Source organism: Alteromonas sp. C1M14 (assembly GCF_018860965.1).
In the GTDB taxonomy this organism is placed as follows: Bacteria; Pseudomonadota; Gammaproteobacteria; order Enterobacterales; family Alteromonadaceae; genus Alteromonas.
Window position 1 is genome coordinate 743,468 of the sequence record NZ_JAHKQF010000015.1, and the last position, 17,729, is coordinate 761,196.

At 46.2% G+C, this 17,729-nt stretch carries 21 protein-coding genes; 19 read left to right on the top strand and 2 right to left on the bottom strand.

The features are described 5' to 3' along the window. Positions 1-79 precede the first annotated feature (79 nt). Positions 80-1,201: an aspartate-semialdehyde dehydrogenase gene (gene asd, locus KO501_RS15530; RefSeq protein ID WP_216030566.1), complete on the bottom strand. Its 1,122-nt coding sequence runs from the start codon at positions 1,199-1,201 to the stop codon at positions 80-82. Positions 1,202-1,869: 668 nt separating this feature from the next. Here asd and KO501_RS15535 point away from each other — a divergent pair. The 6 genes from KO501_RS15535 to cyoE all read left to right on the top strand — a co-directional run bounded on the left by KO501_RS15535 (position 1,870) and on the right by cyoE (position 7,229). Continuing rightward, positions 1,870-2,268 carry a hypothetical protein gene (locus KO501_RS15535; RefSeq protein WP_216030567.1) on the top strand — a complete coding sequence of 133 codons (399 nt, stop codon included), beginning with the start codon at positions 1,870-1,872 and terminating at the stop codon, positions 2,266-2,268. Between the two features lie 187 nt (positions 2,269-2,455). Then, positions 2,456-3,376: a ubiquinol oxidase subunit II gene (cyoA, locus tag KO501_RS15540; RefSeq protein ID WP_216030568.1), complete on the top strand. Its 921-nt coding sequence runs from the start codon at positions 2,456-2,458 to the stop codon at positions 3,374-3,376. Between the two features lie 2 nt (positions 3,377-3,378). After that, entirely contained in the window at positions 3,379-5,367 is a 1,989-nt protein-coding gene (gene cyoB / locus KO501_RS15545; RefSeq protein ID WP_216030569.1) for a cytochrome o ubiquinol oxidase subunit I, read from the top strand. Then, positions 5,364-5,960, top strand: coding sequence for a cytochrome o ubiquinol oxidase subunit III (gene cyoC / locus KO501_RS15550; protein WP_216030570.1), 597 nt, complete (start codon positions 5,364-5,366; stop codon positions 5,958-5,960). The genes cyoB and cyoC overlap by 4 nt, the downstream gene beginning before the upstream one ends. After that, positions 5,960-6,286: a cytochrome o ubiquinol oxidase subunit IV gene (gene cyoD, locus KO501_RS15555; protein WP_216030571.1), complete on the top strand. Its 327-nt coding sequence runs from the start codon at positions 5,960-5,962 to the stop codon at positions 6,284-6,286. Before cyoC ends, cyoD begins: the two co-directional genes overlap by 1 nt. 55 nt (positions 6,287-6,341) lie before the next feature. Beyond that, positions 6,342-7,229 carry a heme o synthase gene (cyoE, locus tag KO501_RS15560; RefSeq protein ID WP_216030659.1) on the top strand — a complete coding sequence of 296 codons (888 nt, stop codon included), beginning with the start codon at positions 6,342-6,344 and terminating at the stop codon, positions 7,227-7,229. A 55-nt stretch (positions 7,230-7,284) separates the two neighbouring features. On the opposite strand, the gene KO501_RS15565 is transcribed toward cyoE, so the two are convergent. Further along, on the bottom strand, positions 7,285-8,148 hold the full coding sequence (locus KO501_RS15565) for an alpha/beta hydrolase (RefSeq protein WP_216030572.1): 864 nt from the start codon (positions 8,146-8,148) through the stop codon (positions 7,285-7,287). 229 nt (positions 8,149-8,377) lie between these two features. Here KO501_RS15565 and KO501_RS15570 point away from each other — a divergent pair, with 229 nt between their 5' ends. The 13 genes from KO501_RS15570 (at position 8,378) to KO501_RS15630 (ending at position 17,719) form a co-directional block, all read left to right on the top strand. Beyond that, complete coding sequence (locus tag KO501_RS15570) at positions 8,378-8,968, top strand: porin family protein (RefSeq protein ID WP_216030573.1); 591 nt, start codon at positions 8,378-8,380, stop codon at positions 8,966-8,968. A gap of 319 nt (positions 8,969-9,287) precedes the next feature. Further along, positions 9,288-10,001 (top strand): beta-ketoacyl synthase chain length factor, encoded by a 714-nt coding sequence (locus KO501_RS15575; protein ID WP_216030574.1) that lies wholly within the window; start codon positions 9,288-9,290, stop codon positions 9,999-10,001. Beyond that, positions 9,998-10,765: a lysophospholipid acyltransferase family protein gene (locus KO501_RS15580; RefSeq protein ID WP_216030575.1), complete on the top strand. Its 768-nt coding sequence runs from the start codon at positions 9,998-10,000 to the stop codon at positions 10,763-10,765. Before KO501_RS15575 ends, KO501_RS15580 begins: the two co-directional genes overlap by 4 nt. After that, entirely contained in the window at positions 10,758-11,015 is a 258-nt protein-coding gene (locus tag KO501_RS15585; RefSeq protein ID WP_216030576.1) for a phosphopantetheine-binding protein, read from the top strand. Before KO501_RS15580 ends, KO501_RS15585 begins: the two co-directional genes overlap by 8 nt. Before the next feature lie 5 nt (positions 11,016-11,020). Continuing rightward, the gene (locus tag KO501_RS15590) at positions 11,021-11,266 is read left to right on the top strand and encodes an acyl carrier protein (protein ID WP_216030660.1); all 246 of its coding nucleotides are present in this window, start codon (positions 11,021-11,023) and stop codon (positions 11,264-11,266) included. A gap of 5 nt (positions 11,267-11,271) precedes the next feature. After that, positions 11,272-11,826, top strand: coding sequence for a hypothetical protein (locus tag KO501_RS15595; protein ID WP_216030577.1), 555 nt, complete (start codon positions 11,272-11,274; stop codon positions 11,824-11,826). Between the two features lie 2 nt (positions 11,827-11,828). Continuing rightward, on the top strand, positions 11,829-13,169 hold the full coding sequence (locus KO501_RS15600) for an AMP-binding protein (protein WP_216030578.1): 1,341 nt from the start codon (positions 11,829-11,831) through the stop codon (positions 13,167-13,169). Beyond that, on the top strand, positions 13,162-13,521 hold the full coding sequence (locus KO501_RS15605) for a thioester dehydrase (RefSeq protein WP_216030579.1): 360 nt from the start codon (positions 13,162-13,164) through the stop codon (positions 13,519-13,521). Before KO501_RS15600 ends, KO501_RS15605 begins: the two co-directional genes overlap by 8 nt. Continuing rightward, positions 13,514-14,251 carry a glycosyltransferase family 2 protein gene (locus tag KO501_RS15610; RefSeq protein ID WP_216030580.1) on the top strand — a complete coding sequence of 246 codons (738 nt, stop codon included), beginning with the start codon at positions 13,514-13,516 and terminating at the stop codon, positions 14,249-14,251. The genes KO501_RS15605 and KO501_RS15610 overlap by 8 nt, the downstream gene beginning before the upstream one ends. Beyond that, a complete protein-coding gene (locus KO501_RS15615; protein WP_216030581.1) occupies positions 14,248-15,204 on the top strand; it encodes an acyltransferase in 957 nt (318 codons plus the stop codon). Before KO501_RS15610 ends, KO501_RS15615 begins: the two co-directional genes overlap by 4 nt. Before the next feature lies 1 nt (position 15,205). Beyond that, positions 15,206-16,756, top strand: coding sequence for an aromatic amino acid ammonia-lyase (locus tag KO501_RS15620; protein WP_216030582.1), 1,551 nt, complete (start codon positions 15,206-15,208; stop codon positions 16,754-16,756). Beyond that, a complete protein-coding gene (locus KO501_RS15625) occupies positions 16,743-17,171 on the top strand; it encodes an acyl-CoA thioesterase (RefSeq protein WP_216030583.1) in 429 nt (142 codons plus the stop codon). Before KO501_RS15620 ends, KO501_RS15625 begins: the two co-directional genes overlap by 14 nt. After that, entirely contained in the window at positions 17,168-17,719 is a 552-nt protein-coding gene (locus KO501_RS15630) for an outer membrane lipoprotein carrier protein LolA (RefSeq protein WP_216030584.1), read from the top strand. The genes KO501_RS15625 and KO501_RS15630 overlap by 4 nt, the downstream gene beginning before the upstream one ends. Positions 17,720-17,729 lie beyond the last annotated feature (10 nt).

The window sequence follows — 17,729 nt, forward strand, 5'->3', positions numbered from 1 at the left end:
TTTTATCAGCCCATGAAAAAAGGCACCCCAGTGTACACTGGGGTGCCTTTTTGTCGTTTAGCACGACAACTCTGAGGGCTTATTTTTCCAATAAGATACGCAACATTCTGCGTAAAGGCTCTGCCGCTCCCCACAAGAGTTGATCGCCAACGGTAAACGCTGAAATGTATTGTGGGCCCATATTCAACTTACGGATCCGACCCACCGGCACCGATAATGTACCAGTTACTTTTGCGGGCGTGAGCTCTTGCATGGTCAGCTCTCTGTCATCATCGATAACATTTACCCACTCGTTATGGCTCGCCAGTATCTGTTGAATTTCTTCAACGGTCATGTCTTGTTTTAACTTCAAGGTGATGGCTTGGCTGTGGCAACGCATTGCACCTACCCGAACACATAACCCATCAATGGGTACTGGCGAATCCTCTAAACCAAGAATTTTATTCGCCTCGGCTTGTGCCTTCCATTCTTCACGGCTTTGACCGGAGGGTAGCTGACTATCGATATAGGGAATCAAACTGCCGGCTAATGGAACACCAAACTGTGCGGTAGGGTTTTCATCCGAACGAATAAACTCGGCCACTTGTTTATCGATATCCAAGATGGCACTTGCAGGGTCAGCAAGTAACGCTTCAACATGTCCGTGTACAGCACCCATTTGCACAAGCAGTTCGCGCATATGTTTGGCGCCAGAACCCGAAGCGGCTTGGTAAGTCATGGGGGACGCCCATTCCACAAGGTCCTTTTCAAAAAGTCCGCCTAATGCCATCAGCATCAATGATACTGTGCAGTTACCACCGACAAAGGTTTTTACATCCGCGGTAATACCTTTATCAATTTCTTTGCGGTTTACCGGATCAAGCACAATGACTGCATCATCACTCATGCGCAGTGCTGATGCCGCATCTATCCAGTACCCTTGCCAACCGGCATCACGTAATTTGGTATAAACGGCTTTGGTATAATCGCCACCCTGACACGTCACGATGATATCTTGGGTAGCTAACGCGTCTATATCGTAAGCATCTTCAAGTACACCACAGGCTTTATTAGCAAAGTCGGGGGCAGCCTTACCTTTTTGTGAGGTAGTGAAAAAGGTTGGCTCAATAAAGGAAAAATCATTTTCCTGTTGCATGCGCTGCATAAGGACAGAACCGACCATTCCACGCCAGCCTACCAAACCCACTTTTTGTAACGACATTCTATGAACCCTTATTATTGCTCTCCTAATGTCTGTCTAGCGGTCAAACCTCTTTTGGGTTCTTTATTGTTTACCACGGTTCATCAGGAACTTGTTGTAAAACGCGAAGTCTATAAAGAATTGCTCAGCTTTGCCAGTAGCTTTTGGGTCTATGAAATTTTAATCTGACATAGTGCAATTTTTATACGTTTCGGACTTACTCTACTAAACGTATTTGCAAAGCCCTATAGGCCAAAACTTTACTAATGATTACTTTTTGAACTGCCAATACAGTTTCAATCCCTCTAGGTTTTCCATTTAGCGTGAAAATATGTGGTTTTATCGGTTGTTTCATTATTGTTAAATATGGAAATTCTTACAAACTGAGGCTTCTTCGAAACCTTAGGATAGTGGTAAAATTACATAATAATATCGCTATAACGGCGCTGATTGCAGCACGTTCGCTACAGACTGTTATTAGTTGACTTAGATCAACTACATGTACTGAGTTTAATTTATGTAAATCCTGTTAACATAATATAAACAATTCACCTAGCCACCGTCGTTTCTTATTTTCCTTCCTCTTGAGTATGACGATGTTTTTCACTAGTCTCTGACGCCCAAGCAATACATGCAGATTACTTTTAAAACGTCTAATAGCAGTATCTGGTGAGGATTTTTCAGTAAAGATGGTTACGACCCAAGGCCAAGCAAATGATTATTCGATGAACCGAATAGCCCTCGACAGCACAAAATGTGTTGGGGTACTGCTATGGCTGGCCAGTCTCATTCTTATTTTCAATGTTGTGCTAATCATCAGTGGCACCATGGCAGATTCATCAGAATTTGTAGGTGCACTTCATGACAACCTTGTAGTAGAGCCTCATTCCCTCGCATTAGTACAGCATGCCTTGCATTTATACACTCCGCTGCTGCTCATCAGTTTTATAGGCATTCGATTAGTTCGAACCCAAGCGGTTCGTAAAGTAATTATCGAATCACCTGACCCTCTTTTAGTCATTTATGACAACTACCGCCAACCTTTTGTACAACAATTTGGCTGTAGGGCACCGCCTTCTGATAAGTGAAAAATGATGTGGTTTTGCTAGCAAGTAATATTGCTGTTTAAGCCACATCGCACTGCGCTTAACGCCCTTCATTTAGGCTGTCTAGCGCATTCACTTATCTGAAAATCTTCGATAATCGCTATCGAAAAAACATGCGTGTCGTCTTTAGACGGCAATAACGTTAAACCCGGGTTATAGGAACATGGTTTTGTCTATTCGTAACCTTTCTAAATTAGCTTTTGCCACAATCGTGCTATTACTAGCCGGTTGCAGCGGTGGTGTACTTGATCCGAAAGGACAGGTAGGCATCGAAGAAAAGAACCTGATCATTCTGTGTACGATTCTGATGCTTATCGTTGTTATTCCGGTCATTGTGCTGACACTGTATTTTGCGTGGAAATATCGCGCCAGCCGTGATTTTGAGGTCTACACCCCGAAGTGGGCGCATTCGACCAAAATCGAAGCCACGGTATGGTCAATTCCAATTCTTATCGTCATCGCTTTGGGCGTAATTACTTGGCAATCTACCCATGCGCTGGATCCTTATGCACCATTAAAGGACAAAGGCGAGCACCTCACTGTTGAAGTGGTCTCGTTGAACTGGAAATGGTTGTTTATTTATCCGGAACAAGGTATTGCCACAGTGAACGAGTTGGTTATACCAGCCAACAAACCCATCGCATTTAAGATCACATCCGAAGGCACGATGAATTCATTTTTCATTCCACAATTGGGTAGTCAAATCTATTCAATGGCCGGCATGGAAACCAAACTTCATCTTATCGCGAATGAGCCTGGTACCTACAAGGGTATCTCCTCAAACTATAGCGGTGCGGGTTTTACGGGCATGAAATTCAATACGATTGCAACGCCCACCGAAGCGGATTTCGACGCTTGGGTAGCAAAGGTGAAGCAGCAAGGCGGGTCACTCACGTCTGAAAGCTATAAAACACTGGCAGAACCCACGGAATATCACCCGGTCACCTATTTTGGTGACGTAAGTGATGGTCTGTTCCACGAGATCGTCATGAAATACATGAAAGATCACGGTTCTATGGACTTCTACAGCAAGCCGAAAAACGCAGTTTCCGGTAAGCATGAAGGCCATCATATGGGAGTTGAAGAGTAACTATGTCTTTTTTAGGTAAATTATCCATAGAGGCAGTGCCCTACCACGAACCCATTATTATGATTACCTTGGGTGTGGTAGCGCTTCTTGGCCTCGTACTTGCCGTACTGATCACAAAAGCGAAGCAGTGGGGAACACTGTGGAATGATTGGATCACATCCATAGACCATAAGCGCCTTGGTGTTATGTACATCATTTTAGCCATGATCATGCTACTGCGTGGTTTCGCTGATGCCATTATGATGCGTACCCAACTTGCGGTTGCCACTAACGGTGCAGAAGGTTATCTACCGCCTGAGCACTACGACCAAATCTTCACCGCTCACGGTGTAATTATGATCATCTTCATGGCCATGCCATTTATGATTGGTCTGATGAACATTGTGTTGCCACTGCAGATTGGTGCACGTGATGTAGCCTTCCCCTTCCTGAATAACCTTAGCTTCTGGCTAACCGCCGGTGGTGCCATCTTGGTTAATATTTCTTTAGGTTTGGGTGAATTTGCGAAAACCGGTTGGGTAGCCTACCCGCCACTTGCTGGGCTGGAGTTTAGTCCCGGGGTCGGTGTGGACTATTACATATGGGCATTGCAGATATCTGGGCTCGGAACGCTGCTGACTGCGGTTAACTTCTTAGTCACCGTTATTAAAATGCGTGCGCCGGGCATGAAATTAATGCAAATGCCAATTTTCACCTGGACTTGTACTTGGGCTAACATCCTCATTGCCGCGTCATTCCCAATTTTGACTGCGGTACTTGCCATGTTAACCCTTGATCGCTACATGGATTTCCACTTCTTCACCAATGAAGCTGGCGGTAACTCCATGATGTACATCAACTTGTTCTGGGCATGGGGACACCCTGAAGTATATATTCTGGTGTTGCCAGCTTTTGGTATCTTCTCAGAAATTATTTCTACCTTTACAGGCAAGCGTTTGTTTGGCTATAAATCAATGGTTTATGCCTCTGGCGCCATTGCAATTCTTGGTTTCATCGTGTGGTTACACCATTTCTTCACTATGGGCTCAAGCGCCAACGTTAACGCCTTCTTCGGTATCATGACCATGGTTATTGCGGTGCCCACCGGGGTCAAACTGTTCAACTGGCTATTTACCATGTATCGCGGCCGTTTGATCATTGGTGTGCCTGTATTGTGGACGTTAGGCTTCATGGTTACCTTCACCATTGGCGGCATGACAGGTGTTCTATTGGCCATCCCAGGTGCGGACTATGTACTGCACAATAGTCTGTTTTTGATTGCCCACTTCCACAACACCATTATCGGTGGTGCGGTATTTGGCTATCTGGCTGGCTTCGCTTTCTGGTTCCCTAAAGCCATGGGCTTTAAACTGGATGAGCGTTTAGGTAAATACTCGTTCTGGTGCTGGCAAATAGGCTTTATGCTTGCCTTTATGCCGTTGTATGTTCTTGGCTTTATGGGGATGACCCGTCGCCTAAACCACACCGATAACCCGGATTGGAATATCTGGCTGTACATTGCTGCCTTTGGCGCCTTGGTTATTGCCTTTGGTATTTTCTTCCAGTTATTACAATTGTTCGTTAGCTTCAAAAACCGCGAACAACTGAAAGATACAACTGGAGATCCGTGGAACGGCCATACTCTTGAATGGTCAACAGCGTCGCCGCCTCAGTTCTATAACTTCGCTCACATTCCACACATCAAAGATATTGATGCTTGGACTGATATGAAAGAACGGGGTGAATCTTATCAGCGCTTAGATAAATATGAACCGATTCATATGCCTAAAAACACCTCTGCTGGGGTATTGATGAGTGCAGGTCTAACTACCATGTGTTTCGCCATGATCTGGCACATTTGGTGGCTGGCAATTATCGGTTTTGTTGGCGCAATCGCAGTATTCATTAAACGCTGTTATACCAGCGATGTGGATTACTACGTGCAGCCTGATGAAGTAGAACGAATTGAAGATGCACACTTAACTGCAGCATCTAAAGGAGTGAAGGCATGAGTACAGTAGCCGCTGATATGCATCACGAGCACGAGCATCACGAAAACAACAATGTGTTTGGTTTCTGGATCTATTTGATGACCGATTGCTTGTTGTTTGCTTCTTTCTTTGCCACCTACGCCGTGTTGTTTATGAACACGGCAGGCGGAGTATCTGGAAAAGATATCTTCGAATTGGATTTCGTTGCTGTAGAAACTGCTGCTCTATTATTGAGTAGTATTACCTTCGGCTTCGCCATGATCGCTGCCCATAAACAAAACAAGTCAGGCACCTTGCTTTGGCTGGCGGTTACCTGGGTATTCGGTGTTGTCTTTATTGGTATGGAAGTCTATGAATTCCATCACCTTATCGTGCATGGTAATGGCCCACAAGAAAGTGCATTTTTAACCGCATTTTTCTCATTAGTTGGCTTACACGGCTTGCACGTTACCTCGGGCTTGATTTGGATGACAATCATGATGATTGAAGTTCTGCGTCGAGGTTTAGGTGACCAAACAGTAACCCGTCTTAGCTGCTTAAGTTTATTCTGGCACTTCTTGGACATTGTTTGGATTTGTGTTTTCACCGTTGTTTATCTGATGGGGGCTGTGTAATGAGTCAACATAATGCTCACGCTGCAGATCATGGTGATGCGAAGTCTTACATCATAGGGTTCGTATTATCAGTGATATTAACTGCGATCCCGTTTTGGATGGTGATGGAAGGTGAGTTTTCAAAAACCACCACCATCTGGAGTATTGTTACTATGGCCTTGGTGCAAATCTGGGTACATTTGAAATACTTCTTACATCTGAATTTTGTCACTGAAGACGGCAAAGCCAGCACAATCTCGTTTTTGTTCAGCGCCCTTATCATCTTTATGGTGGTAGGTTTGTCGGTCTGGATCATTTACGAGTCCAACGCGATGATGATGTACTAGCTTCGGCTAGTGCATCTTACGCACGGTGAATACTGTGAACGGGAGAATACACCCCATGTTTCGTCGTTACTTAACTGTGACTAAGCCTGGCATCATAATGGGCAATCTGATTTCCGTAGCCGGCGGTTTCTTACTGGCTTCTCGGGGAGATATTGATCTCGTACTGATGGCGGCAACGCTCGTTGGTTTGTCTTTGGTTGTGGCCTCTGGGTGTGCAATCAACAACTGCATTGACCGAGATATTGACGCTAAGATGGCTCGCACCCGCTCGCGGGTGACCGTCACTGGCGAAATGTCTGTTAGAGCAGCATTCTGGCATGGTGTGGTGTTAGGCATCATGGGGTTCAGCCTGTTAGCGTTTTTTACCAATGCCACCGCCGTGTTCTTCGCAGCTCTAGGCTATGTGGTGTACGTAGGCATATACAGCCTATATATGAAACGCAACTCAGTCTATGGCACCTTGGTAGGTAGTCTATCTGGCGCAGTCCCTCCTGTTGTGGGGTATTGTGCGGTAAGCGGCCAATTTGATGCCGCGGCAGCGATTTTGCTAGTGATGTTTAGTTTGTGGCAAATGCCCCATTCTTATGCCATCGCGATTTTCCGTTTTGATGACTACGAAGCAGCAGGAATACCTGTACTGCCCGTAGCTGAAGGGATCAGCAAAGCCAAGCGTCACATAGTGCTATACATTGCCGTATTTGCCTTGGTTACCTTGTTGCTTCCCATTAGCGGTTATACAGGCATAGGTTTTATGGCTGTTGCTGCCACCACCAGCTTTTGGTGGCTGCTAATGGCGCTGCGCGGCTATCGTCCCGATATCGATGTTAATGGCTGGGCACGTCAGGTATTTGGTTTTTCTATACTCAATATTACCTTACTGTCTATTGCCATGGCGGTTGACTATCACGAAGCAGGGTCGGCTTTATTTGCCTTCACCCTTTAAGTGCTTACTCAATTAAAAAAGCCCGATTTTATCGGGCTTTTTTTTGCTTTGCTGTTTAGTCCCCATAACCTTGAATGGCAAGCCACTCGGCTAAGTTAGCCAGCCAATCGGTCTGGTTATGGACACCAAAACCATGCCCACCTTTGGGTAAAAGTAACATCTGAACGGGCACCCGCTTTTCTACAAGTGCCTGATGAAAACAGAGCGCATTTGCCACAGGCACCGACTTATCATCGTTGGCATGTACGATAAATGCTTGCGGTGTATTGCTGGTCACCTGCTTGTGAGCACAAAATTCCTCCACCTGTTGGTGAGATGGATTTTGCCCTAGCAGCGCATGACGTGAACCTAAGTGGGTTATTCCGTTTTCCATAGATATAACGGGGTAAATCAGTATCTGAAAATCGGGCCGCAGCCTTTTTTTCCCATAATGCTCTCGCTGTGGTTTTTTAAACCAGGTAGATAAAGTAGCGGCAAGATGCCCTCCTGCAGAAAACCCCATTACCCCCACTTTGGCTTCATCAATAGCAAAATGCGCAGCCTGTGAACGGATAGTCCATATCGCTTGTTGGGCATCTTCTATTGGCCCAACTGACGGGTTAGGCATACGGTTGGCACAGGGCAAACGATATTTCAAAACAAATACTGTGATCCCCCTGTGCGCTAATCGCGACGCTACATGAAATCCTTCTTTATCCATCGCCAAGCGCTCGTAGCCACCCCCTGGGCACAGTAAAATAGCGGTGCCGTTGCGCTTCTGACGCGGTGGAGCCACCAGCGTCAGTTCGGGTTTATCAGCCCCCACCACCGACATTTCACCTTCCCGATTTGTAGTGATAAATTCCGTTGATGGCTGAGCATTTTCCACTAAGCTACCTGCAGGATATAAATCTATCGCATGTCGAATTATCGTGCTCACCCTATCTCCGCGTTAATGTTTTACACCACTGCGTCTCAATACGCCTTGTAAACCCTACAAACATTTTGCATCTGTTTCACGCTCTTTGTTTTCCCTGTTCACTATTCCCACAAATTTAAGGTTTACCTCCCTTATTTCGTCCAATTTTCAAACAACCCAAATGGCATGAGGATTGAAATAGATAATGTGTTCCATTCAATTAAGTTAATCTAAAAAGAGGACATTTAGGATGAAAAAATCACTTCCAATCTTCGCGGGCATTGCAGCGCTAACCTCACTGACTTCCACTGCCGCTTTTTCACAGTCTTTAGATACACCGTGGCAGGATGATCCTGGATTCTATGTTGGTGGTAACTACGGTTACCTAAAAGTGGATGGCAATGACGATTTTGATGACGACAACGACGTTCTGCAAGGTATTGTGGGGTATCGCTTCAATCGTTACTTCGCCGTTGAAGGCTCTGCCATCGACTTTGGTGATTATGGTAACGACATTTCAAGCGCCGACACCGATGGTTGGACGGCCGGAGTAAAAGGGATATTACCCATTACCAACAAATTTGCAGTGTATGCGAAAGCCGGACAACTCTGGTGGGAAACCGACTACGACGTAGCCGGGGTATCGGGAAGCTATGACGACGAAAGCTTGTTTATTGGCGCAGGTCTGTCGTACAACATCACCGAAAACTTCCTAGTCAATGCCGAATACACGGTGTACGACGCCGATATGGATGCGGATACCTTCTCCGATGACATCGATGATGCTGATTTTGACACTGATCTTAAACAAGCAAGCATTGGTGTAGAATACCGCTTTTAATGAATTGATAACCGAATAAAAAGAAGCTGCGGTTTACCGCAGCTTCTTTTTTTGTGCCTAAGTTTCTCCCTAGACTAAAATTTAATGTTATTACCCACCTAAAAATAACGCCCCAAATAGAACAAAAAAATCTTATTTTATCAAAATCTTGCCTTAGTGCTTTTGGCGTAAAGCCGGGCTCATGTCTGGCACCCGTTAAGGTGGCTTCAATAGACTGTATCTCGCCCTAATGGTAAGATTTCGCTCTTTTTAAGCAGTTACGTAGTAGTTAACGGAAATTACGGATAGTCTCTGTTCGGTAAACTGGCATGTATAGACAATGGATTTAACCTTTCATTTAACCAACATGACTTATTGGCAGAAAGCCCATGAGTCAGATAGCCTCCCCCAAGCGGCCGGCGATCCTATTGCCGTGGATAAAAAAGGCTGGCCGACACTGCCGTGGGTGCCTGCTATGCAAAGACGAAGATTATCGCCATTTATGAAGATGGCCTTACACTGTGCCTATGAAACCAGTACCGCCTACAATCAGCCTTTAGCCACGGTGTTTAGCTCTCGCCATGGCGATTTAACCCAAACGTCATCGTTATTAGAAACCCTGGCAAACAACGATCCCCTTTCACCTACTGGGTTTAGCTTATCGGTGCATAATGCGGTAGCGGGCTTATTTTCAATATTAAATGCCTCAACGACCCCTTCAACAACAATCGCCGCGGGACAAGACACCCTTGCAATGGCCATCGTCGATGCCATAGCCAAAGCGCAACAACAGCAAGCCCCAATATTGCTTGTCCATGCAGATCAGGCAATGCCTTCCCGCTATGCCGACTTTGAAGATGAACGGCAGATAAGCCATGCCCTGGCTTTTATCATCGAACCGACGCTAAAAGCCAATGTACGGTTAACGCGAATTCCATCATCCACCTCCCAACCGACAACCGTGCCATTTTCGGTCGCGTTTGGACAAAACATCTCTAGTGCTCAACAGACGGTAACACAAAGCCAAGACTGGCAATGGAAATACACGCCATGATAGCTTTTTTAGCGTATGCCTATCGTGTATTGGCAACCGGTTTTTGCTTTGCTGTGTTTGGTCTTGGCGGCCTGGTGCTTTCCTTCACGCTTTTTCCTTTGTTGTCGATAATTTATCGACAACCACACAAAAAGCAGCAAGCGGCAAAAAAATGGGTCAGCCGAACCTTCCGTTTTTTTGTGAATTTAATGCAATGGGTTGGCGTGGGTCACTTTCAGGTTCCTGATGCCCATTTACTGGCCCAGCAACAAGGCAAGCTGGTGATGGCAAATCATCCATCGCTGATTGATGTGGTAGTGCTTATTGCCTATTTGCCTAGTGCAGATTGTGTGGTTAAAGCGTCATTGCTTCGCAACCCTTTTATGAACCGTGTGATCCAGGCCACAGGCTACATTAGCAACGATGACCCCGAAACGGTTCTAAGTGCTTGCAAAGCGTCATTAGCAGCTGGAAACAACCTGATTATCTTTCCCGAAGGCACCCGCACAACCCCCGGACAGCCCCCAAAACTGCAACGAGGGGCGGCCAATATTGCGGTGCGATGCGGTGCAACGCCCTTGATCTTGGGTATTGATGTGTCGCCATCTACCCTCACCAAAGACAAACCTTGGTACCAGGTACCAAAAAAGAGATTTACCTTTTCGGTCAAGATAAAAGATAATGCACCGTTACCCATAGAAGGTGACGTAATTACAAAAGAAACGCGGCGCTATACCCGCTCGCTTCAAGCTTTTTTTTCAGAGGAAATACACCAATATGAGTGAGTTAAAACTCGAATTAAAAACGCTCATCATCGACGCCCTCGACCTAGAGGATATGACCCCCGAGGATATTAAAAACGATGAACCGCTTTTTGTTGATGGCTTAGGTTTAGATAGTATCGATGCACTGGAGCTCGGTTTGGCTATAAAAAAACAATATGCTATTAGCATTGATGCCAATGCGGAAAATACCAAACAACATTTTGCTACCATCGATAATTTGGCGGCGTTTATAGAATCACAAAAGCAGTAATCATGATGAAAACACAAGATGAACTTTTTACTATGCTCAAAGATGTGCTCATCGAGGACTTTGAAATTGAAGAAGACGCAATCACTACCCAAGCGCATCTTTATGAGGATTTAGATCTAGATAGCATTGATGCCATCGATCTGGTGGTCAAATTGCGAGAGCTAACCGGTAAGAAAATTGAAGCGGAAGCCTTTAAAAAAGTGCGCACCGTAGACGATGTTCTGTCCGAACTCCACGCTCTACTTAATTAAACAGAGTGAAAACCCTCATCATCTGGGGTATTGGTGCTGTGTTAGCCCTATACCCGTTTGTGGTGTATTTCGGTTTACAGGTGCTGTCTCCCGCAACGTTAGCTAGCATCCTTCTTTGCACTGTCGCGCTAAGGGTGTGGTTTTCTGCTGCCAGTCAATCAGTGTCGCCTTGGCTAACTTGGGCTCCATTAGCAGCAATCCCGGTTCTACTGGTGAGCTTTTTCGCCGATACTGCAACCGGCATTAAATTGTATCCCATTGCCATCAATCTCATGTTGCTTGTTATTTTCGCGGTCTCCTTGGTTAAACCGCCATCGATCATTGAAAGCTTAGCCAGATTACACCAGCCCAATTTGCCTTCTTCAGGGGTACGCTATACCCGCAATGTAACTGCAATTTGGTGCGTGTTTTTTATCGCAAACGGGCTGATTAGCGGTTATACCGCCATGTACAGCGACTTACAAAGTTGGATGTTGTATAACGGTTTTATTGCTTATATTGCCATGGGAGTGTTGTTTGCAGTGGAGTTTTTATTTCGCAAATGTGTGATGAAAGTATGACGATGGCCAATCTCTTATTGCCCTTAACCGGCGCACTGTTTTATAAAAATAACCAGTTTGTGGATGCACAAACCTGGCAACAAGACATCACCGCATTTAGGCAAAAAGTGCAAACGATGGCATTGGCCAATCAAACCGTACTTTTGTTCTGTGAAGACACTTATGAATTTGCTGTACGCTTGTTTGCCTTAGGCATGGAAAGCATCGATATTATTTTACCGCCCAACAACCAGCCACAAACCCACGCCGAATTGGCAAAACTGGCCAGTGCCTATTGTGGCGACAAAATCATAGATACCCCTCTTTCACGCATCGACGAGTACGCCGGGGAAAATGCCCTGCCCCACAATGACACCTTGTTTTGGCCTCATACTGGCAAGCTGATTTTTTTCACTTCAGGCTCCACGGGCAAGGCTAAACCTATTGTTAAGCATTGGTGGCAGGTCAATACCGAAGTGGCGTGTTTAATAAATAGCTTTTTTCCCACCCCGTCGCCAAGCAACACTGGCGTATTAAGCACCGTATCTCATCAGCACGTGTACGGATTATTATTTAAATTATTGTTGCCCCTTGCCTCGTCCATGACCATTTATCCTCAATACTTATACCCTGAAGATATGGCGGCAACCCTTACCCGTATAGAAAACGCGATTGTGATAGCCAGCCCCGCCTTCTTGGTGAGGCTAGTGCAAGATAACTTGCTTATTCGATATAAGGCACAGCTGAACAAGGTATTTTCGTCAGGGGCGCCTTTGCCCGATAAGGCCGCGACAACCTTGTACCAGCAACTGTCGTTGCCAGCCACCCAGGTGTACGGCAGTACGGAAACTGGGGGCATTGCTTGGCGAGAAATCACCGGCACCGACACGGGTTGGCGACCATTTGCTGGCATTGAAGTGGCATCAGGAGACGATGCAACATTGCGCATTCGCTCACCTTATTTGGTCGACGATTGGACGACCTTAGCCGACCGCGTCAAGATTACAGAAAACGGCACCTTTACCCTGCTTGGTCGCACTGACAGAATAGCCAAGGTGGAAGATAAACGGTTAGACATGGAAGACATGGAACGTCACCTGCAACACCACCGAGCAGTTCATCGTTGCCGACTCCTACAGCTAGCGGGTGAAAAACGCAGTCTTGCCATTGTGGTTGAACTCAAACCAGACTATCTCCCACAATCGGCGGCCAGCAAAAGAGCTTTAGTGACCCAATTAAAACAGTTTCTTACGGAGCGATTTGAGCCTGTTTGCTTCCCTCGCAAATGGCGCTTTGTTACTGAACTGCCATTTAATTCCCAAGGGAAATTATCTTACTCATCTCTGGAGGCACTTTTTGTCTGAACATTACCCTAAATTGCCCACACTCGTGAACTGTGAACAGTCCTCCGAATCAGTAAAACTCGATCTGTTTGTGCCGGCCAATTTGCATTGGTTTCGCGGCCATTTCCCCGAGCAACCGATTTTACCGGGCGTGGTACAGCTAGACTGGGCAAAACACTATGCTGCAACCTACTTGTCGTTATGTTCGTCACAGGTAAAGCAGGTAGAAGTACTGAAATTCCAAGTGGTGATTGTGCCACAGACACATATTACCCTTTCGCTAGAGCAGAAAAGCGACGAGAAGTTCCTGTTTAATTACACCTCATCAATGGGCACACATGCTTCCGGCCGTGTGATCTTATATCGTGACTAAGTATTGCATCATCATACCTAACTATAACCATCATCAGCAGATACATGAGGTGGTGCGCACATTGGCCCCGTTTAATTTGCCCATATTTATGGTCAATGACGCAAGTAGTGACAAAACACGTGATGTGCTAGAAGCGTTAGAACAAGATACACCGCTATTGACCCTGGTTCACCATCAAACCAATCAAGGTAAAGGTGGTGCTGTGCAAACCGGTCTGAATACCGCTTATGCCCAAGGCTTTACTCACGCCCTTCAAATTGATGCTGACGGTCAACACAACTTAGCCGATATTGCCCCCATGCTAGCCCTGAGTCAGAACAACCCAAAAGCGGTAATTAGTGGTGCGCCAGTCTTTGATGACAGCATTCCTAAACACCGTTTTATCAGCCGTTACATCACCCATTTTTGGGTCACCATCGAGACCCTTTCTTTTGCATTAAAAGACACCATGTGTGGTTTTCGTGTTTATCCGCTGGCCCCTTATGATTCGCTACAACGCCGTGTGCCATTGGGCAAAAGAATGGATTTCGACATCGAGATCCTGGTGCGTTTGTATTGGCAAAATACACCTGTGATTTTTAGGCCGACCAAGGTTACCTACCCGGAAGATGGAGCTTCACATTTTAAGCTGTTTAAAGACAACCTTTTAATTTCGTGGATGCACACCCGGTTGTTTTTCGGCATGCTGCGCCGAATTCCTTCACTATTGGGGCGTAAATTTCAGTCATGAGTGCACCGCAACACTGGTCTAAAATTCAAGAACGGGGCACCCTTGTTGGTATGCAGATCCTACTGGGTATCTACCGTGTGGCCGGCAGGCGTATTCTTATGTGTGTCATGGCGCCGGTGGTATTTTATTTTTATTTATCCGGTAAGCAAGCCCGCCATGCATCTGCGGTTTTTAGGCATCGGGCCGCCCGCTTCAATCCACAGGTCAATACGGGTTTTTGGAGTGGTTACAAACATTTTTTATGTTTCGCCAACGCCGCTTTTGACAAAATAGACGCATGGCTTGGACGGCTATCTATTGCCGACCTCACCTATACCAATGAAGCCTTATTCCAGCAAATTCGAACCTCGGGACGGGGAGCCATTTTTATCGGTTCCCACCTAGGAAACCTTGAAGTCTGTCGGGCCTTAAATGCCCACAAGTACGCCAGCCCCATCAATGTTCTGGTGTTTACCCAGCACGCCATTAAATTTAATACCCTACTGCAAAAAATCCATCCTGATGTCAGTATTAATATGATGGAAGTCAGCAATATTACACCGGCGTTGATGATCCAGTTACGAGATAAAATTGATGATGGTGAGTCTTTGGTTATTGTGGGCGATCGTACCAGTGCGTCAGTGTCTGGCAGAGTCAGTTACGTGGATTTCATGGGCCAACCGGCGCCGTTTTCCCAAGGCCCCTTTATTCTAGCTTCATTACTGGAATGCCCAGTTTACTTGCTGTTCTGCCTGCGAGAAAACAACGGCTATCACATGATATTTGAGCATTTCAGTGACCTACTCACGTTGCCAAGAAAAAACCGTCACATGCATCTTGATGAGGTGATTGCCCGTTACGCCCAGCGGCTTGCCCATTATGCCGGGCAATATCCTATGCAATGGTTCAATTTTTATGATTTTTGGCAGCAAGACGAATCTGTCACGCGGTCACCTAATACGGAGAATAATTAGTATGCACGGCAAACCTACCGTTGTTTTTGGCGAGCATCCTCTTACCATAGAAGACGTCAATGCCATCGCCTCTGGCAAGGCGTCAGTGAGTCTGTCAGAAAATTCAGCATTTTGCCGCAAAATCGACGCGGCATTAGCTTTTCTCGACAAGCTTTTAAAAGAAGATGGGGTGATTTATGGCGTGACCACCGGCTATGGCGACTCGGTGACCACCGCAGTGCCTCCTTCCTTGGTGCCAGCGTTACCCCTGCATTTGTCTCGATTCCATGGTTGTGGAATGGGAGAGTATTTTTCCCAATCTCAAGGACGTGCCATCTTAGCAGCTAGGCTGGCGTCACTGTCGAAAGGATACTCGGGGGTGAGCTGGGAACTGCTTCACCTGCTAATTAATATGGTTAACCACGACATCGTCCCACGGATCCCCCAAGAAGGCTCGGTGGGCGCAAGCGGAGATTTAACCCCATTGTCCTACGTTGCTGGCGCCCTAGTCGGAGAACGAGACGTGTATTTTGAAGGTACCGTCTGTCAAAGTAGCCATGCGTTTAAACAACGTCAACTATCGCCTATCGAGTTACGCCCCAAAGAGGGGCTAGCTATCATGAATGGTACCGCCGTCATGACCGCCATAGCCTGTGAAGCCTTTGGTCGCGCTGAGTACTTAATGCAATTAATGACCCGTATTACAGCGATGTGCAGCTTGGCGCTAAAAGGGAACAGCAACCATTTTGATGATAAACTGTTTGCCGCCAAGCCCCATCGGGGACAACAGCAAATCGCCGCTTGGATCCAACACGATCTTAACCATTTTACCCATCCGAGAAATTCCCACCGCTTACAAGATCGTTATTCTATAAGGTGTGCGCCCCATGTTATTGGTACCTTAGCGGATGCTTTACCTTGGTTACGTACACTCATAGAAAATGAACTCAATTCAGCCAACGATAACCCGCTGATTGATGGTGAGGGTGAGCACGTACTTCATGGCGGGCACTTCTATGGTGGGCACATTGCTATGGCCATGGACACCTTGAAAGTCTTGGTCGCCAATCAAGCTGATTTAGCCGACAGGCAACTCGCCTCACTGGTCGACACCCGTTACAATAATGGTTTAGCACCCAACTTAAGCGGCGCTGATCCTGCCACCCGTTTTATTAACCATGGTTTTAAAGCAGTGCAAATTGGCGCGTCTGCCTATACCGCAGAAGCCCTCAAACATACCATGCCTGCCAGCGTATTCTCTCGTTCTACAGAGTGCCATAATCAGGATAAAGTGAGCATGGGAACCATTGCATCACGGGATGCGTTACGGGTTTTACAACTTACCGAGCAGGTTTTGGCCAGTACGCTGTTAGCCGCCGTTCAGGGGCTACGTTTACGTTTTGCCCAAGGGGAATTAGAAAAATCCACCCTCACGCCACCGGTTATTGCTATGTATGATGATGTTGTGTCATTTTTTGAGCCTCTTACCGAAGACCGGCCATTAGAAGCACTGCTGCGCTTTACCGTTGAGGCCATAGAAAGTAAACGTTGGAGTTTGTATGAACAGTCGTAATAGCTTGCTCAGTGCCAAAGTAGAGATAGAGATCCCGTTTCATGACTGCGACCCCATGCAGGTAGTTTGGCATGGCAATTACCCTCGCTACATGGAGATTGCTCGTTGTGAACTACTGCGGTTATTTGACTACGACTACATACAAATGAATGCATCCGGTTACCTGTGGCCGATTATCGATATGCAAATTAAATACGTCAGTTCCGCCCGTTTTACCCAACGTATTGAAGTGACCGCCTACCTAAAGGAAACCGAAAACCGGCTTAAGATTGATTACTTAATCAAAGATAAAGCCACGCAAAAAACACTGACCAAAGCTTACACAGTACAGGTTGCAGTAGATATGGCTAGCGAAGAAATGCAATTTGCTAGCCCAGCAATCTTGCACGAAAAACTGGCAAAGGTTCTGTCATGATTCATCGATTTACCGTATTTGTTTGCTTATGGTTGCTCACTGTCTGTGCGTATGGAAAAGACATCAGTATTGATACTGCCAAAGCACGGCTTGCCTTAGAGGTTGAGCTGCCAGCTCAAGGCGATTTCACACAAGAAAAACACTTGGCAATATTGAAACACCCCTTTGTTTCCAGTGGCCGCTACCGTCTTAATCAGGAGCAGTTAGTCTGGGAAACCCTCGCTCCTGCGCCGCAAACTTTGACCATGGAAAAGCAAAACGTTTTTTTGTGGGATGAAGCCGCCGGTCGCAGAGAAATGCCCCAAGCCAAGCCCTTTGCCTCGTTAATACAGCAGTTATTAACCGGTAATCTTGATGCGTTAGCAAATAGTTTTACTTTTGCTGATGAGCCCAACCGCCCTAACTGCGTGTCTATGCAGCCGAAATCCCGTTCCATCGCCTCGGTTTTTGCAGGTTTTTTAGTGTGTGGAAAATCCCACATAACCACCATTACCATGACCGACAATGATGGCAATATCACCCTTATCTCTTTAACTCCAACGCGGTGATATGTCCCCT

Excerpts from the sequence above, each read along its gene's own strand:
- asd (WP_216030566.1), bottom strand. The coding sequence starts at position 1,201 with ATGTCGTTACAAAAAGTGGGTTTGGTAGGCTGGCGTGGAATGGTCGGT.
- KO501_RS15535 (WP_216030567.1), top strand. The coding sequence starts at position 1,870 with ATGGTTACGACCCAAGGCCAAGCAAATGATTATTCGATGAACCGAATA.
- cyoB (WP_216030569.1), top strand. The coding sequence starts at position 3,379 with ATGTCTTTTTTAGGTAAATTATCCATAGAGGCAGTGCCCTACCACGAA.
- cyoC (WP_216030570.1), top strand. The coding sequence starts at position 5,364 with ATGAGTACAGTAGCCGCTGATATGCATCACGAGCACGAGCATCACGAA.
- cyoD (WP_216030571.1), top strand. The coding sequence starts at position 5,960 with ATGAGTCAACATAATGCTCACGCTGCAGATCATGGTGATGCGAAGTCT.
- cyoE (WP_216030659.1), top strand. The coding sequence starts at position 6,342 with ATGTTTCGTCGTTACTTAACTGTGACTAAGCCTGGCATCATAATGGGC.
- KO501_RS15570 (WP_216030573.1), top strand. The coding sequence starts at position 8,378 with ATGAAAAAATCACTTCCAATCTTCGCGGGCATTGCAGCGCTAACCTCA.
- KO501_RS15575 (WP_216030574.1), top strand. The coding sequence starts at position 9,288 with ATGGATTTAACCTTTCATTTAACCAACATGACTTATTGGCAGAAAGCC.
- KO501_RS15580 (WP_216030575.1), top strand. The coding sequence starts at position 9,998 with ATGATAGCTTTTTTAGCGTATGCCTATCGTGTATTGGCAACCGGTTTT.
- KO501_RS15585 (WP_216030576.1), top strand. The coding sequence starts at position 10,758 with ATGAGTGAGTTAAAACTCGAATTAAAAACGCTCATCATCGACGCCCTC.
- KO501_RS15590 (WP_216030660.1), top strand. The coding sequence starts at position 11,021 with ATGAAAACACAAGATGAACTTTTTACTATGCTCAAAGATGTGCTCATC.
- KO501_RS15600 (WP_216030578.1), top strand. The coding sequence starts at position 11,829 with ATGGCCAATCTCTTATTGCCCTTAACCGGCGCACTGTTTTATAAAAAT.
- KO501_RS15615 (WP_216030581.1), top strand. The coding sequence starts at position 14,248 with ATGAGTGCACCGCAACACTGGTCTAAAATTCAAGAACGGGGCACCCTT.
- KO501_RS15620 (WP_216030582.1), top strand. The coding sequence starts at position 15,206 with ATGCACGGCAAACCTACCGTTGTTTTTGGCGAGCATCCTCTTACCATA.
- KO501_RS15625 (WP_216030583.1), top strand. The coding sequence starts at position 16,743 with ATGAACAGTCGTAATAGCTTGCTCAGTGCCAAAGTAGAGATAGAGATC.
- KO501_RS15630 (WP_216030584.1), top strand. The coding sequence starts at position 17,168 with ATGATTCATCGATTTACCGTATTTGTTTGCTTATGGTTGCTCACTGTC.